This window comes from Xanthobacter dioxanivorans (assembly GCF_016807805.1).
GTDB classification, from domain to species: domain Bacteria; phylum Pseudomonadota; class Alphaproteobacteria; order Rhizobiales; family Xanthobacteraceae; genus Xanthobacter; species Xanthobacter dioxanivorans.
Genome location: NZ_CP063362.1, coordinates 1,843,081 through 1,857,307, shown reverse-complemented (window position 1 = coordinate 1,857,307; position 14,227 = coordinate 1,843,081). Strand labels below are relative to the sequence as shown.

The following is a 14,227-nucleotide window of genomic DNA, read 5'->3' as shown; positions in this document are numbered from 1 at the left end:
GGCGCTCACTCCGCCGCCGCGCGCGGCAGGAACCGGTCGACGCCGAAGGCCGCCGCCACCGGCGCCATGCGGCCGTCGAGCACGAAGTCGGAGATCACCGCCGTGGTCACCGGCAACAGCAGGATGCCGTTGCGATGGTGGCCGGTGGCGTAGACCAGGCCCTCCACCTCCGGGCTCGGCCCGAGGATGGGCGCATCGTCCCGGCTGCCGGGCCGGAAGCCGACCCACTGCTCGGCGATGGGCAATTCTTCCAGCGTCGGCAGCGCGCGCCAGGCATTGGTGAGCAGCGCCAGCTGGCCGCCAGCGGTGAGGCTGGCGTCGAAGCCCTTCTCTTCGGTGGTGGCGCCGATGATGAGGCGCCCGTCCCGGCGCGGCACCAGATAGGCGTTGGGCGCCCACAAGACGTGGTTGAGGATGGGCGCCACCGTATCCATGCGCAGCGACAGCATCTGGCCCTTGATGGGCCGCACCGGCAGCGGCGTGGCCGGCGCCGCCGGCACGCCGCGGCTCCAGGCGCCGGCGGCGAGGATCACCACGTCGGCCGCGTGCAGCGACCCGGCCGCGACCACCCCGCTCACCCGGCCGCCCGCCGTCTCCACCTTGGCCACCGGCGTGCGCTCGTGGAGCCGCGCGCCGGTGCGCTGGGCCGCGACCTTCAGGGCGGCGGCCACCTTGCGGTTGTCCACCTGGTGATCGGCCGGCGTGAAGATGCCGCCGGCGAGCTTGGGCGACAGATAGGGCTCGCGCCGCCGCACCTCGGTGGCGCTCAGCCATTCCACCGGCAGGCCGAGGGAGGTCTGGAAGGTGTAGAGGTGCCTGAGCCGCGCGAGGTCGTCGGCGGTGAGCGCGATGGTGAGGGTGCCTTCGGTGCGCAGGTCCACCGGGAAGCCCGACTCCGCCTCCAGCTCGGCGGCGAAGCGCGGCCACAGGGTCTGGCTCTCCCGGTTGAGGGCGAGGAGCCCTTCCTCCCCCGGCTCCGCCTCGGCGCAGGCGGCGAGCATGCCGGCGGCGGCCCGGCTCGCCCCCTGGCCGGTGGCGCCGGCCTCGAACAGGTCCACGGCGCAGTCGGCGCGGGCCAGCTTCCACGCCAGCGCCAGCCCGATCACGCCGCCGCCGACGATGGCGACGCGCGGACGCGCCGTGCCGGCCGAAGAGGACGCGGATGACATGGGGGCGGATGATGTAAAGGTCGACAAGCTCTCGCTCATCGGCATCTCCCTACGCTGGTATGACCCAGACAGGTTCGATGGGTGTGATCTCAGCCGCGCATGATGCACGGCACCCCAGGCCGTGCGGATATTATCCATGCCGCGGACCGAACCGCAAGGCCGCAATCGCCGGACCGGATGCGCTCCGGGCGCTGGACTCACATATCTGTTCTCTTTATGTTCCGATCAAACGGGACCGGAGGACCCCATGCTGAAGCTTTATTGGGCACCGAACTCGCGCGCGTTCCGCATCCTCTGGCTGCTGGAGGAGGCGGGCCTTCCCTACGAGCTGGTCCATGTCGACATCCGCGGCGGCGCCCAGGACGATCCCGCCTATCGGGCCATCAACCCCATGGGCAAGGTGCCGGCGCTGGCGGATGGCGACGCCCGCATCTGCGAGGGCGGAGCCATCTGCGCCTATGTGGCGGAGCGGGCGCCGCAGGCGGGCCTCGCCCCGGCGGTGGGTGACCCGCTCCGGGCACGCTACCTGCAATGGCTGTTCTTCTCCGTCGCCTGCATGGAGCCGGGCTTCCTGCAGAAGATGATGGGCATCACCCTGCCCAAGGCGACCGCCGGCTGGGGCAGCTTCGACCTCGTCATGGAGGTGGTGGAGAAGGCGGTCGATCCCGGCCCCTATCTGCTCGGCGACCGCTTCAGCGCGGCGGACGTGATGCTGGGCACCGACCTGTGGTACGGCATCCACCTGCTCAAGGTCATCACGCCGACCCCGGCCGTCGCCGCCTATGTGCAGCGCTGCACCTCCCGCCCCGCCTTCCGCCGGGCGGAGGAGCTGGAGGCGGCGCGCGCGCCGGCCTGACCGGGCGGAGTTCGGCGGGGCCGGATTCGCCGGAACGCGAAAATTCTCCGCGCGCGCACCGGGGCGGGCATGCACTATGCTCGCGCCATGCGGTCCTTCCTGAACCTGCAATCCCTCATGAACGTCGTGCGCCGGGTGCGCCACGGCATGACGCTCGGCGTGCGCGTCATGGCCCACGACACCGACGGGCGCCTCCTGCTGGTCCGCCACACCTACGTGGCGGGCTGGCATTTCCCCGGCGGCGGCGTGGACATCGGCGAGACCGCCGAGGCGGCGGCCCGCCGCGAGCTCCAGGAGGAAGCCAACGTCGACGTGGCGGGCGACCTCGCCCTCGCCGGCCTCTTCTTCAACCCGCGGGTCGGCGGCCGGGACCATGTGGCCCTGTTCCGCGCCGGGCAGATTCTCGCCGGGCCGCGCCCGGAGCGGAACCTGGAGATCGTCGCCGCCGACTTCTTCGCCTACGACGCCCTGCCCGAGGACGTCTCGCCGGCGACGCGGCGGCGCCTCGACGAATGGCGGAACGGCCTGCCGCCCGCCGGCACCTGGTAGGGCCGCCCGCGCAGGGCACCACGCGCGGCGGCACCGCGACGGGCGATGGCGCCCGCCATCGCGCCTTGCCAACCGGCCCCCGGCCCGCTTAAGTCCCGCGATCCGCCCGGCCCCGAACGCCGGCGCGCAGAGGAGAGTTTCGAGATGTCGATCGACGCCGACCAGATCGTCGAACGCCGCCGCCTCCGGCGGAAGGTCACCTTCTGGCGCACCCTCGGCATCCTCGCGGTGGTGGCGGCCGTGGCGGTGGGCGCCGCCACGGTGGCCGGCCGCTCCATTCCCGTGGGCAGCCCGCACGTGGCCCGGGTGATGATCGGCGGCCTCATCCGCAACGATCGCGAGCGGGTGGAGATGCTGGAGGAGATCGGCCGCTCCCGGGCGCGCGCGGTGATCCTGTCCATCGACAGCCCCGGCGGCACGGTGACCGGCTCCGAGCAGCTCTACGACGCGCTGCGCCGCCTGGCGGCGAAGAAGCCGGTGGTGGCGGTGGTGGAGGGCGTCGCCGCCTCCGGCGCCTATATCGCCGCTTTGGGCGCCGACCACGTGATCGCCCGCCGCAACGCCCTCGTCGGCTCGGTGGGGGTGATCTACCAGTTCCCCAACTTCACCGAGCTGCTCAAGACCGTGGGCGTGACCATGGAGGACATCAAGTCCTCCCCGCTCAAGGCCTCGCCCAACCCCTATACCCCCACCACCCCCGAAGCCCGCGCGGCCGTGGATTCGCTGGTGAAGGACAGCTACGCCTGGTTCAGGGGCCTGGTGGGCGAGCGCCGCAAGCTCTCCGATCCCCTGCTCGCCACCGTCTCCGACGGGCGGGTCTTCACCGGCCACCAGGGGCTGGAGCTCCAGCTGGTGGACGAGCTCGGCGACGAGCGCACGGCCCGCGCCTGGCTGGCGCGCGAGAAAGGCGTGCCGGAAGACCTGAAGGTGCGCACCTGGCGCAGCGGGCAGGTGGGCGACGAATTCGGCTGGCTGCTCGGCGCCGCGCGCGGCGTGGTGAGCGCCCTCGGCTTCCCGCAGGCGGCGGCGTTTCTGACGCAGGCCGCCCATGGCGCGCTGGAGCGCACTCAACTTGACGGTCTGCTGGCCCTCTGGCACCCTCGTGTCGACGGGTGAGAAGCGCTTGCCGATCAAACAATAAAAACCGAAATCGTGACGGAAAGAAGCGCGCGTCCGCCGGACCCAGCGGATCCTGCCTCGAGGGGAATTGCGGCCACCATGATCAAGTCCGAGCTCGTGCAGAAGATCGCCGAGGCCAACCCGCACCTCTACCAGAGGGACGTGGAGAACATCGTCAACGCCATCCTGGAACAGGTCGCCTCCGCTCTGGAGCGCGGCGACCGGGTGGAGCTGCGCGGCTTCGGCGCGTTCTCGGTGAAGAAGCGCGACGCCCGCGTCGGTCGCAACCCGCGCACCGGCAAGCAAGTGGACGTGAGCGAGAAGACCGTGCCCTATTTCAAGACCGGCAAGGAGATGCGCGAGCGTCTCAACACCGGAAAGTAGCACCGTGGGCCGCCTCGCCTCCATCCTGATCGGGCTGCCGCTCTCCATCCTCGCCGTGGCGCTCGCGGTGGCGAACCGCAAGGCGGTGACCCTCTCGCTCGACCCCTTCTCGCCCGACGCGCCGGCGCTGGCGGTGACGCTGCCCTTGTTCGCGGTGGTGTTCGGCGCGCTCATCCTCGGCGTGGTGGCCGGCGGCACGGTGACCTGGCTGCGGCAGGGCCGCTTCCGCCGCGAGGCGCGCCGGGCCCGCCGCATCCTCGACCGCACGCCCCCCGGAAACGCGCCCGAGCGGGCATCCTCCGGCGCCCTCGGCCTGCCCGCCCCCCGCGCCTGACTCCCCGGCTCCGCGCAGCGGCCCGGCATCATCGCCCCACCGGAGGCCGCGCCATCCGGCCCGCCATCGCGCGGCGCTTCAGTGTCCCGGACGGCGCGCCGGCTGGCCCTCCTCGCGGGTCCGCTCGGCCCGCTCGATCAGGTATTTCGCCACCAGCGTGAACAGGGCGACCCCGGCGAGCACGGTGGCGGCGGCGAAGGCCGCAAGCACGTGGCTGTCCTGGTAGAGCAGCTCGATCTGCAGCGGCAGGGTCGAGGTCTGGCCGCGGATGTTGCCCGAGACCACGGAGACGGCGCCGAACTCGCCCATCACCCGCGCATTGCACAGGGCCGCGCCGTAGAGCAGCGCGAAGCGCACGTTGGGCAGGGTGACGAGACGCAGCACGTCGAAGCCCGTGGCCCCGAGGCTCACCGCCGCCTCCTCCTCGTCTCGCCCCTGCGCCATCATCAGCGGCACCAGCTCGCGCACCACGAACGGCGCGGTGACGAACAGGCTGGCCAGGATGATGCCGGGCAGCGCAAACACGATCTTGATGTCGTGGGCCTGGAGAAACGGCCCGAACAGCCCCTGCCCGCCGAAGACGAAGAGATAGGCCACGCCGGCCACGATGGGGGAGATGGAGAAGGGCAGCTCCACCACCGCCAGCAGCAGGTTGCGGCCGGGAAAGGTGAACTTGGTGACCGCCCAGGCGGCGGCGATGCCGAAGGCGACGTTCACCGGCACGCAGACCAGGGCCGTGACCAGCGTCAGGCCGATGGCGTGGAGCGTATCCGGCCGCGCCAGCGCCGCCCCATAGGCGCCGAACCCGCGGGCGAAGGCCTCGGCGAAGATGACGGCGAGGGGGGCGATCAGCGCGACGGCGGTGGTGATGAGCACGAGGCCGAGGATCACCGTCCGGGTGAGCCGCCCGTCGCCCACGCGCGGCCGGCGGCGATTGACCGGGGTCGCCATGCTCAGCCCTCCCCGAGGGCGCTGCGCTGGTGCCAGGCCTGCACCAGGTTGACCACCAGCAGCATCAGGAAGGCGAGGGCGAGCATGGTGACGGCGATGGCCGCCGCGGCCGCATAATCATATTCATCGAGGCGGATGAAGGTGAGCAGCGCCACGATCTCGGTGCGGAACGGCTGGTTGCCGGCGATGAACACCACCGCGCCGAACTCCCCCAGCGACCGGGCGAAGGCCAGCGAGGTGCCGGCCAGGAAGGCGGGGAAGAGCGTCGGGAAGATCACCCGCCGGAAGATGGTGAGGTCGCGGGCGCCCAGCGTTGCCGCCGCCTCCTCCAGTTCCGGCTCCATGTCCTCCAGCACCGGCTGCACCGTGCGCACCACGAAGGGAATGGAGGTGAAGGCCATGGCGCAGACGATGCCCGCCGGCGCGTAGGCCACCTGGATGCCCCATTGCGCCAGGGGCGCGCCGAACCAGCCGTTCTTCGCGAACAGGGTGGCGAGGGCGAGGCCCGCCACCGCGGTGGGCAGCGCGAACGGCACGTCCACCATGGCATCCAGCAGGCGCTTGCCGGGAAAGTCGTAGCGCACCAGCACCCAGGCGAGGCCCAGGCCGTAGACGGCGTTGAACAGGGCGGCAATGGCGGCGGTGGTCAGCGTCACCTGGAACGAGGCGAGCGTGCGCGGCGAGGTGATGATGGCGATGTAGCGGGCGAAGCCCACATCCGCCGCCTTCAGCATGAGGGCGGCGATGGGCAGCAGCACGATGAAAGCGAGATAAAGCAGCGTGATGCCCAATGCGAGGCGGAAGCCGGGGATGACGCTGCGCCGGGCGAGGCCGGCGGCCGGTGCGGCAAGGGAAAGGCGGGGCATGGGCGCAGCCGTATGGGATCAGGATGCGGCACCGCCGCGAACGGACGGGCCCTTATGCCGTGCGCGCGGGCTATTGTCATGCCCCCTGCGGAAACAGCGATGAACCACTTGGTAAAAATGTGATTAGAAGGCGCAAAAAAGGGCCGCGCCTGCGGCCCCTCCCCGATCGTCCCTCCTCGGACGTTCTTCCTTGGACGTCCTTCCTCGGACGTCCTTGGCGCCGGGTCAGTAGCCCGGCAGCTCGAACGGCCCCGGCAGCGGCTGGCGGATGCCGGTGATCGGCCCCGGACCGGCGGCGCCGCCCTGGCCGTAGCCCGGATAGAACCAGCCCGGCGGCAGGGCATAGTCGAGATAGGACTTGGACCCCGGCTTCACCACCGTGCCGGCATCGAGGTACGAGCGCTTGCTGACGTCGATGCGCGTGCGCTTCTTGGTGACCTGCTGCGCCTGCGCGGAGTCGGCGGCCACCAGGGAAGCCACGCCCGACAGCGCCACCGCGGACGTCACCGCGAGCGCCAGCCGAACCGCAGCGGCGAAGGTGATGTACGGCGCGACACGCATGGCAACCTCCAAAAACGGCATAGCCGCCGCCCTAGCCTGACTTAGGACACTCCCGCCCCCCGTGCAAGGAAACGAGGACGGGCAAGGACCTGTTCCCGCTTTCTCGGCGCCGGCGCGTTGCGCTGGCGCAACAGTTCGCCCGAACGCTCGCGAATCAGCGATTTGCAAGGATGGGGCATTCGGCCTAAAAGCACCGTTTCCGGCCGCATGGGCCGGCAGATCCCGAGGAACAGCATGGGTTACAAGGTCGCCGTCGTCGGCGCCACGGGCAACGTGGGCCGGGAGATTCTCGCGATCCTCGACGAGCGGGGCTTCCCCGCCGACGAGGTGGTGGCGCTCGCCTCGCGCAAGTCGCAGGGCGTGGAAGTCTCGTACGGCGACAAAACCCTGAAGGTGAAGGCGCTCGACACCTACGACTTCTCCGACACCGACATCTGCCTGATGTCGGCGGGCGGAGCCGTGTCGAAGGAGTGGTCGCCGAAGATCGGCGCCGCCGGCTGCGTGGTGATCGACAATTCGTCCCAGTGGCGGATGGATCCCGACGTGCCGCTGATCGTGCCCGAGGTGAATGCGGACGCCATCGTCGGCTTCACCAAGAAGAACATCATCGCCAACCCCAACTGCTCCACCGCGCAGCTGGTGGTGGCGTTGAAGCCGCTGCACGACGCGGCGACGATCAAGCGCGTGGTGGTCTCCACCTACCAGTCCGTCTCCGGTGCCGGCAAGGAGGGCATGGACGAGCTGTTCTCCCAGACCCGGGCCATCTTCGTGTCCGATCCGGTGGAGCCGAAGAAGTTTCCCAAGCGCATCGCCTTCAACCTCATTCCCCAAATCGACGTCTTCCTCGACGACGGCTCGACCAAGGAAGAGTGGAAGATGGTGGTCGAGACCAAGAAGATCCTCGACCCGAAGATCAAGCTCACGGCCACCTGCGTGCGCGTGCCGGTGTTCATCTCCCATTCGGAGGCGGTGAACGTGGAGTTCGAACGGGAGCTCTCGGCCGAGGACGCGCGCAAGATCCTGCGCGAGGCGCCGGGCATCCTCGTCATCGATACCCGCGAGCCGGGCGGCTACGCCACGCCGCATGAGGCCGCCGGCGAGGACGCCACCTACATCTCGCGCCTGCGCGACGACCCGACGGTGGAGAACGCCATCAACTTCTGGTGCGTCTCCGACAACCTGCGCAAGGGCGCGGCGCTGAACGCGGTGCAGATCGCCGAGGTGCTGGTGAACCGCAAGCTCATCACCGCCCGCAGCAAGGCCGCCTGAGCCGGCCCGCACGCACCCTGACAGCCTGGAAACGGCCCTCCCGCGAGGGCCGTTTTCGTTTGCGCCTCAACCCGGCGGCACGGCCGTGCCCCGGCTCTTGCGGGCGCTCACCCGCTGGGCGACGGCCACCACCAGCACCACCCCCAGGGCGAAGAACAGGGTCTCGGCGTCGGGCGTCTCGCCATTGATGGGCCAGGCGAGGCCCACGGTCACGAAGGTCTGCAGCAGCTGCATCTGCCCGACCCGGGCGACGCCGCCCATGGCCATGCCCGCATTCCAGAAGAAGAAGCCGATGAACTGGCTGAACAGCCCGAGATAGAGCACCGACACGAGGGCCGCGGTCGATACCGCCTTCCCCCACGGATAGGTGGCAAGGGCGACCGGCAGCGTCACCGGCAGAGCGAGGATCAGCATGAAGGCGATGACCTCCCAGCCGGCCATCTGCCGCAGCAGCCGTCCGCTGACCCCGTAGCCCACCGCGGCGGCGACGACACCGGCGAACAGCATCATGTCGCCCGCGCGCACGCCGCCGTCGCCGCCATTGCGCAGGGCGAAGGCGGCGACGAGGGCCGCCCCGGTGGCACTGGCCACGAACAGGGGCGCGCCGGGACGCTCGCCGGCGAACAGCACCGCGGCAAGGGCCGTGAGCAAGGGCAGCAGGCCGACCACGACGCCGCCATGGGCGGCGGGCACCGTCTGCATCGCCAGGCCGATAAGAAGCGGGAAGACGATCACCAGGCAGGAGCTGCCGATGGCGAGGTCCCTGAACGTGCCGCGCGCGGCGAACGGCCACGGCCGGCCCGACGCCAGCACCAGGGCCAGGGCGGCGACGCCGGCCACCGCGGCACGGCCGAAGGTGATGGCCCAGGGGTCGAGGTCGGCAAGGGCGAAGCGCGTCACCGGCAGAGTGGCGCCGAACATGAGGACGCCGACGAAGCCGAGGACGAGCCCGAGGGAAGCGCGGCGGTCCATGGAAGCCTTTCGGGAGGTTCGGCCCGAGAATCCGGCCGCGCCGGGGGCGGCGCGGCATGGGGCCGGATCCGGCCGGGTGCAGCTGTAGGCAATCGGCAACCTGCGGAACAATGAAATCGGCTGATAAATAGGCAAAGGATCTTGATGGATCGTTCCCTCCGGCGAAAAGGCCGTGGACGGGACGGCGCCGGCGGCTATGGTGCGCCCCCGAGGGCCCGGCGGGCGACGCCGACCCGGGCCACGCCGATCTCCGGCGCGACGAAGGTGACACGCCATGATCCAATCCCAGCGTCCCGGCCACCAGGTGGACCCGAAGCTGCTCGAAATCCTGGTCTGCCCGCTGACCAAGGGGCCCCTGGAGTACGACCGCGAGCACCAGGAGCTGATCTCCCGCGCCGCCCGCCTCGCCTATCCCATCCGCGACGGCATCCCGATCATGCTCGCCGACGAGGCCCGCAAGCTCGATGAAAGCGAGCTCGCGCGCTGAGGCGCCGCGGCGCGCGGGTGGCCGGGACGAGCCCGGGCACGACCGCGGCCGAAGAAAAACGCGGACACTGAAGGTCGATCGGCCCTAGAGCGCCTCGCCGCGGAGCAGCTTGGGCACCGCGCCGGTGAGGCCCGCCGCGTCGCGGATGAACAGGCCCTTGAGGCGCGGCAGGCGGTCCACCAGGCCGAGCCCCACGTCGCGCACCGCCCGGAGCGCGTCGGAGTGGTTGGAAAACAGGCGGTTGAGCCCGTCCGTCGCCACGCCCATGGCCAGGGTGTCGAACCGCCGCCAGCGCTGGTAGCGCTCCAGCACCGAGGGGGCGGCGAAATCGAGCCCGACCCGCGCCGCGTCGGTCACCGCCTCGGCCAGCGCCGCCACGTCGCGCAGGCCCATGTTGAGGCCCTGCCCGGCGATGGGGTGGATCAGGTGGGCCGCGTCGCCCACCAGGGCGAGGCGCTCGCCGATGAAGGTGCGGGCCATGGCGAAGCCGAGGGGATAGGGGCGCGGCTTCGACACCGGCTTCACCCAGCCCAGCCGGTGGCCGAAGCGCTGCTCCAGCTCCTCCTGGAACAGGACCGGGGGCAGCGCCACCAGCCGCTCGGCATCCGCCGTGCGCTCGGTCCAGACGATGGAGCTGCGGTTGCCGGGCAAAGGCAGGGTGGCGAAGGGGCCGGCGGGCAGGAAGTGCTCCTCGGCGCGGCCCTCGTGCGGACGCTCGTGCTCCACCGTGAAGGTGATGCCGCTCTGGCCGTAGCCCCACGAGACGTTGGCGATGCCGGCCATGGCGCGGATGCGCGAGCGGGCCCCGTCGCAGGCGACGAGGAGCTGCGCGCGCAGCGGCGCGCCCGAGGCGCTCGAAAGGCTCACGCCGCTGCGGTCGGCGGCAAACGCATCCACCGCCTCGGCGCGCAGGTCGATGCCCGCCGCCCGCGCGCAATCGACGAGGGCATGCTGCAGGGCGGCGTTGGGCACCATGTAGGCGAAGGCCTCGCCCGGCTCCAGGGCACCGTCCTCCAGTCCGCCGTCGAAGGTGAGGAAGGTGGGCCGCGCCACGTCCTTGGTGCGGCTGTCGGTGACCACCATGGACCGGATCGGCTCCGCCTCCCGGCTGATCCGCTCCCAGGCGCCCAGGGTGGTCAGCAGCCGCCGCGCCCCGGCGGCGATGGCCGAGGCCCGCCCGTCTTCGATGGTCGGCTTCGCCAGGGCCGGATCGAACAGCACGATGTCCGCGTCCGGCCCGAGGCCCTGGCGCAGGGCGAGGGCGAGGCTGAGCCCGGCGAGGCCGCCGCCGACGATGGCGACATCCGCCCGCGCGGCCGCCGCCGTGGCGGCGGCGCCCGGTGCGAATTCCGGGTGGGGCGCATTCAGGGAGGCCATTGTTCTGCTCCTTGGACTTCTCCGGTGCCGCGGGCACCGTGGTCGTGTGGCGCCGGCCGGCGCGGCCTGTGCTCTTTTCCGCACCAGGCGGTGCGGTCCCGCGTCACCCTATACGGCAAGCGGCTGACGTTTTCGGGGTTGACGCGGACGGCGCCGGCATGGCGTCCTCGCTGTCCATCCCTTTCGCCCGATCGCCCCGCGCGACGGCGCCCAACGAGCCGAGCCGCATGACCGGATCACCGTCCAACGTGGGTACGCTTCTGGACATCCTCGACCTTGAAACCCTGGAGATCAACCTGTTCCGCGGTCGCACCGCGTCCCCGGACGGCGGCCGCGTGTTCGGCGGGCAGGTGGTGGCCCAGGCGCTGGTGGCGGCGCGGCGGACGGTGGAGGCGGATCGCATCGCCCACTCGCTTCACGGCTACTTCCTGCTCGGCGGGGATCCGCGGGTGCCCATCATCTACGACGTGGACCGCATCCGCGACGGGCGCTCCTTCACCACCCGGCGGGTGGTCGCCATCCAGCACGGCCAGGCCATCTTCACCATGGCGGTGTCGTTCCAGATCGAGGAGAGCGGCCTGTTTCACCAGGGCACCATGCCCGAGGTGCCCCTGCCGGAGGATCTGCCCTCCGACGAAGTCTGGCGCGAGCGCCTCCTCGCCCGCTTTCCGCGCGCCGCGCGGGCCGACTGGATGTCCCTGCGCCCGCTGGAGGTGAAGCCCACCACCCTCGACCCCGCGTATCTCGGCGCCCCGGGGACGCGGCCGAGCATGTGGGTGCGCGCCAGAGATCCCTTGCCGGACGATCTGCCTACGCATCAGGCGGTCCTTGCCTATGCTTCAGACCTTTCCCTGCTCCAGGCGGCGTTGCTGCCGCACGGGAAATCGGTGTTCGACCCCGACCTGCAGGTGGCCAGCCTCGATCATGCGCTGTGGTTTCACCGCCGCTTTCGCGCCGACGAGTGGCTGCTCTACGTGCAGGAGAGCCCCGCGGCGTTCGCAGGGCGGGGTTTCTGCCGCGGGGAGCTGTTCACCCGCGACGGACTTCTGGTCGCCTCGGCGGCGCAGGAGGGGCTGATGCGACCGGTAACGCCCCGATAATCGCGGGCATCCCTACTTCCGCACCATCCCCAACCCCCGCCATGCACAGACCTGAGTTATAAATAGGCTTAGAAGCTAAAAATTAGGCAGCAAAAGCGGCGATCGGGCGGCAAAGCCCGGCCCGCGCGCGCCGTGGCGTAAAAATATGCACGGGACTCCCACCTCCTGATCTCTTGGCACGGTAATTGATTCCAATGCCGCAGGCTTGCCAGCCGCGGCGCGGATCTCCCCGGCCCGCTCGGCGAAGCCGCCGCGAAAAAACACCGCGCGTACCCGTTCCGGGGCGGCGGCATCAGGGGACAGGGACCGATCCATGAAGATCGTCATGGCCATCATCAAGCCATTCAAGCTGGAGGAGGTGCGCGACGCCCTCACCGGTATCGGTGTGCACGGTCTGACCGTGACCGAGGTGAAGGGATACGGGCGGCAGAAGGGCCACACCGAGATCTACCGCGGTGCCGAATATGCCGTGAGCTTCCTGCCGAAGCTCAAGATCGAGGTGGCCGTGGCCGCCGATCAGGTCGCGAAGGTGGTGGAGGCGATCACCGCTTCCGCGAAGACCGGGCAGATCGGCGACGGCAAGATCTTCGTTTTCCCGATCGACCACGCCGTGCGCATCCGCACCGGCGAGACCGACGCCGACGCGCTTTGAGCCTTCCTCATTCGACGGAGCTTTCTTCCATGACGTCCAAGACGTGGTCCCGCGTGGGGATTCCCGCGCTTCTTCTGGCGACGGCGTTCGCCTTGCCAGCCTTGGCACAGACCGCCGCGCCCGCCGCCGACGCCGGCACCACGGCCGCCGCGGCCGCGGCCGCGCCCACCGTGAACAAGGGCGACGTGGCCTGGATGCTCACGTCCTCGCTGCTCGTGCTGATGATGTCGGTGCCGGGCCTGTTCCTGTTCTACGGCGGCCTGGTACGCGCCAAGAACATGCTCTCGGTGCTGATGCAGGTCGGCTACTGCGTGTGCATCGTCGGCCTCATCTGGGTGCTGTACGGCTACTCCCTCGCCTTCACCGGCGGCTCGCCCTTCATCGGCGGCTTCTCCAAGGCGTTCCTCTCGGGCGTGACCACCGACTCCCTGGCGGCCACCTTCTCGGTTGGCGTGGCAATTCCGGAACTCGTCTACATCGCGTTCCAGATGACCTTCGCCATGATCACCCCCGCCCTGATCTTCGGCGCCTTCGCGGAGCGCACCAAGTTCACCGCCGTGGTCCTGTTCGTGCCGCTGTGGGTGACCTTCGTGTACTTCCCGGTGGCCCACATGGTCTGGTACTGGGCCGGCCCTGACGCCATCGACGCGGCCGCCAAGGCGGTTGCCGCCGCCGCTGACGGCGCCGCCAAGACCGCCGCGCAGACCGCCCTCGACGCCGTCCTCGCCGATGCCGGCTACATCTTCTCCCTCGGAGCCATCGACTTCGCGGGCGGCACCGTGGTGCACATCAATGCCGGCATCGCCGGCCTGGTGGCCTGCCTGATGGTGGGCAAGCGGCTCGGCTACGGCAAGGAGGCGCTCTCGCCCCACTCGCTCACCCTCACCATGGTCGGCGCCTCCCTGCTGTGGGTCGGCTGGTTCGGCTTCAACGCCGGCTCGAACCTCGAGTCGAACGCGGTGACCGGCCTCGCCATGATGAACACGTTCATCGCCACCTGCGCCGCGGCCATCTCCTGGATGTTCGTGGAGTGGCTGGTGAAGGGCAAGCCCTCCATGCTGGGCCTGGCCTCGGGCATCGTCGCCGGCCTCGTGGCCGTCACGCCGCCGTCGGGCTTCTCCGGCATCATGGGCTCGCTGGTGCTGGGGCTGGTCGTCTCCCCGATCTGCTTCATCTTCTGCACCGCCGTGAAGAACGCGTTCGGCTATGACGACGCGCTCGACGTGTTCGGCGTGCACGGCATCGGCGGCATCGTCGGCGCCATCGCCACCGGCATCCTGGTGAACCCGGCCCTCGGCGGCACAGGCATCTTCGACTACACCATCGGCAAGGTCGCCGACTACGACATGGCCACCCAGCTGATCGCGCAGGTCAAGGGCGTGCTCATCACCGTGGCCTGGTCCGGCATCGGCACCGCGGTGATCCTGTTCGTGATCTCGGTGGTGGTGGGCCTGCGTCCCACGACCGACGTGGAGCGCGAGGGCCTCGACATCAACGAGCACGGCGAACGCGCCTACCACTCGTGAGCCTTTACCGGGGCGGCGCTGCCGCCCCGGCGATTTAAAAAAGAGGGGAACCAAG

The 14,227-nt window shown here is 70.4% G+C and carries 17 protein-coding genes and 1 riboswitch; of the genes, 10 read left to right on the top strand and 7 right to left on the bottom strand.

Annotation, left to right across the window (positions count from 1 at the left end; genetic code table 11):
- Positions 1-5 precede the first annotated feature (5 nt).
- Positions 6-1,208, bottom strand: coding sequence for a glycine oxidase ThiO (thiO, locus tag EZH22_RS08795; protein ID WP_203195275.1), 1,203 nt, complete (start codon positions 1,206-1,208; stop codon positions 6-8).
- Positions 1,197-1,296, bottom strand: a riboswitch (TPP riboswitch). Its footprint overlaps the gene before it by 12 nt.
- 120 nt (positions 1,297-1,416) lie before the next feature.
- Between thiO and EZH22_RS08790 the strand changes: the two genes are divergently transcribed.
- The 5 genes from EZH22_RS08790 to EZH22_RS08770 all read left to right on the top strand — a co-directional run bounded on the left by EZH22_RS08790 (position 1,417) and on the right by EZH22_RS08770 (position 4,411).
- Positions 1,417-2,025 (top strand): glutathione S-transferase family protein, encoded by a 609-nt coding sequence (locus EZH22_RS08790; protein ID WP_203195274.1) that lies wholly within the window; start codon positions 1,417-1,419, stop codon positions 2,023-2,025.
- Between the two features lie 69 nt (positions 2,026-2,094).
- Positions 2,095-2,574 carry an NUDIX domain-containing protein gene (locus tag EZH22_RS08785; protein WP_231711389.1) on the top strand — a complete coding sequence of 160 codons (480 nt, stop codon included), beginning with the start codon at positions 2,095-2,097 and terminating at the stop codon, positions 2,572-2,574.
- 144 nt (positions 2,575-2,718) lie between these two features.
- The gene (gene sppA, locus EZH22_RS08780) at positions 2,719-3,690 is read left to right on the top strand and encodes a signal peptide peptidase SppA (RefSeq protein ID WP_203195273.1); all 972 of its coding nucleotides are present in this window, start codon (positions 2,719-2,721) and stop codon (positions 3,688-3,690) included.
- Positions 3,691-3,792: 102 nt separating this feature from the next.
- Complete coding sequence (gene ihfB, locus EZH22_RS08775; protein ID WP_012114247.1) at positions 3,793-4,077, top strand: integration host factor subunit beta; 285 nt, start codon at positions 3,793-3,795, stop codon at positions 4,075-4,077.
- 4 nt (positions 4,078-4,081) lie between these two features.
- Positions 4,082-4,411 carry a lipopolysaccharide assembly protein LapA domain-containing protein gene (locus EZH22_RS08770; protein ID WP_203195272.1) on the top strand — a complete coding sequence of 110 codons (330 nt, stop codon included), beginning with the start codon at positions 4,082-4,084 and terminating at the stop codon, positions 4,409-4,411.
- Between the two features lie 78 nt (positions 4,412-4,489).
- Here EZH22_RS08770 and cysW read toward each other — a convergent pair whose 3' ends face one another.
- From cysW to EZH22_RS08755, 3 genes are all read right to left on the bottom strand, one after another.
- Positions 4,490-5,362, bottom strand: a complete 873-nt coding sequence (cysW, locus tag EZH22_RS08765; protein WP_203195271.1) for a sulfate ABC transporter permease subunit CysW — start codon at positions 5,360-5,362, stop codon at positions 4,490-4,492.
- A 2-nt stretch (positions 5,363-5,364) separates the two neighbouring features.
- On the bottom strand, positions 5,365-6,228 hold the full coding sequence (cysT, locus tag EZH22_RS08760; RefSeq protein ID WP_203195270.1) for a sulfate ABC transporter permease subunit CysT: 864 nt from the start codon (positions 6,226-6,228) through the stop codon (positions 5,365-5,367).
- A 225-nt stretch (positions 6,229-6,453) separates the two neighbouring features.
- The gene (locus tag EZH22_RS08755) at positions 6,454-6,789 is read right to left on the bottom strand and encodes a hypothetical protein (protein WP_203195269.1); all 336 of its coding nucleotides are present in this window, start codon (positions 6,787-6,789) and stop codon (positions 6,454-6,456) included.
- Positions 6,790-7,023: 234 nt separating this feature from the next.
- On the opposite strand from EZH22_RS08755, the gene EZH22_RS08750 reads away from it, so the two are divergent.
- Entirely contained in the window at positions 7,024-8,058 is a 1,035-nt protein-coding gene (locus EZH22_RS08750) for an aspartate-semialdehyde dehydrogenase (RefSeq protein WP_203195268.1), read from the top strand.
- 66 nt (positions 8,059-8,124) lie between these two features.
- On the opposite strand, the gene EZH22_RS08745 is transcribed toward EZH22_RS08750, so the two are convergent.
- On the bottom strand, positions 8,125-9,030 hold the full coding sequence (locus EZH22_RS08745; RefSeq protein ID WP_203195267.1) for a DMT family transporter: 906 nt from the start codon (positions 9,028-9,030) through the stop codon (positions 8,125-8,127).
- Positions 9,031-9,304: 274 nt separating this feature from the next.
- Between EZH22_RS08745 and EZH22_RS08740 the strand changes: the two genes are divergently transcribed.
- On the top strand, positions 9,305-9,517 hold the full coding sequence (locus EZH22_RS08740; RefSeq protein WP_203195266.1) for a Trm112 family protein: 213 nt from the start codon (positions 9,305-9,307) through the stop codon (positions 9,515-9,517).
- Between the two features lie 84 nt (positions 9,518-9,601).
- On the opposite strand, the gene EZH22_RS08735 is transcribed toward EZH22_RS08740, so the two are convergent.
- Positions 9,602-10,894 (bottom strand): ubiquinone biosynthesis hydroxylase, encoded by a 1,293-nt coding sequence (locus EZH22_RS08735; RefSeq protein ID WP_203195265.1) that lies wholly within the window; start codon positions 10,892-10,894, stop codon positions 9,602-9,604.
- A 227-nt stretch (positions 10,895-11,121) separates the two neighbouring features.
- Between EZH22_RS08735 and tesB the strand changes: the two genes are divergently transcribed.
- Positions 11,122-11,994 carry an acyl-CoA thioesterase II gene (tesB, locus tag EZH22_RS08730; protein WP_231711388.1) on the top strand — a complete coding sequence of 291 codons (873 nt, stop codon included), beginning with the start codon at positions 11,122-11,124 and terminating at the stop codon, positions 11,992-11,994.
- A gap of 75 nt (positions 11,995-12,069) precedes the next feature.
- Here tesB and EZH22_RS08725 read toward each other — a convergent pair whose 3' ends face one another.
- Positions 12,070-12,321, bottom strand: a complete 252-nt coding sequence (locus EZH22_RS08725; RefSeq protein ID WP_203195263.1) for a hypothetical protein — start codon at positions 12,319-12,321, stop codon at positions 12,070-12,072.
- Between EZH22_RS08725 and EZH22_RS08720 the strand changes: the two genes are divergently transcribed.
- Positions 12,308-12,646, top strand: coding sequence for a P-II family nitrogen regulator (locus EZH22_RS08720; RefSeq protein WP_203195262.1), 339 nt, complete (start codon positions 12,308-12,310; stop codon positions 12,644-12,646). The genes EZH22_RS08725 and EZH22_RS08720 overlap by 14 nt on opposite strands.
- Before the next feature lie 29 nt (positions 12,647-12,675).
- Positions 12,676-14,172, top strand: a complete 1,497-nt coding sequence (locus tag EZH22_RS08715) for an ammonium transporter (RefSeq protein ID WP_231711387.1) — start codon at positions 12,676-12,678, stop codon at positions 14,170-14,172.
- Positions 14,173-14,227: the final 55 nt, after the last annotated feature.